This is a genomic window from Candidatus Obscuribacterales bacterium (genome assembly GCA_036703605.1).
GTDB lineage: Bacteria > Cyanobacteriota > Cyanobacteriia > RECH01 > RECH01 > RECH01.
The window spans coordinates 1-1030 of sequence record DATNRH010000722.1; the positions used below are offsets into that span (position 1 = coordinate 1).

General features: G+C 54.5%; 1 protein-coding gene. It reads left to right on the forward strand.

The annotated features are described in order from the left end of the window. Positions 1 to 1030: hypothetical protein (locus V6D20_15150; GenBank protein ID HEY9817117.1), on the forward strand; the 1030-nt coding region annotated here is incomplete at both ends.

A 1030-nucleotide genomic window follows, 5' to 3' on the forward strand; every position in this document is an offset into this window, starting at 1 on the left:
TGCTCTACCACACCTTAGTCGAGAACGGCGATGCGTTTATCGATTCTGAGATGGTATTCAATCTCTCAGACGATGGATCGCTATCGCTGGCTGAAACAGCGGTTCATGGCCCGATGGGTGAATCCCGAGGCCTCGACCGCACCTATGCCGGGATGTTTGCCAGCAATTTACGCAAGCAGGGATTTGCTGAGGCCATTCAGCAACAGTTAGCGCCAGAACCAGTGCGATCGCCCGTTGAGACTTCGCCAGAAGCAACACCTCAACCAGACTCCTCGAAGGCATTTTCCGATGTGTTGGGAACTGCACCAGAAAACGAGTCCTCAGCGCCGCCCGAGCTTCCAAGGTTAGGGAACGAGCCACCCGAATCCTCACCGAAGTACCAAGAAACCTTAAACCGCTTACGGGACGTGGTTCATGACCTACCTGCCGCACAGCAAGAGAGTCTGCTATCGGCGATCGCCCACGTTGAGGAGGAGATGACGTCACCCCCTCAGCCGTCCCAAAACAATTCGGTGTCTGCCGGCACGTTTGTTCAGGATGCGATCGCCCAGGCTGATCCTGACTTGGATCAACAACTCACTCAGTCTGATGCGCAATCCCCCGCATCACCATCGGTTGAGCAGTTTCGTGACTGGTATCGAGCGGCGCGATCGCTGGGGCGCTCTGAGGAATCATTGGCGACCATTGAAGCGATCGGCAAATCAGCAAAAGCTGGTGACCTCAATTTTGCTCAAGCTGATGCCGAGCAGATGAAGGCTGACCTCTCCGCGTTTCAGCACCAGAAAGAACTGGGTCGCCATATTTTGCATCATGCCCGTCAGGTTCTGGGCAATTTAGAATCGGCAGGACTGGTGCAACGGAATACGAAGGGTTCCATCGAAGCCCAGGGTAAGCAATACACCGTCAGAGAAACGCGGCAAGGGATGGGTGTGATTAAAAATGACCAGAGTGCAGGGGTGTTGGCGAATCCTGATGGCACCATTACCCAAGCCGTTAATTTGACGGAAGCCGATCGGCAAAACTGGGAAGT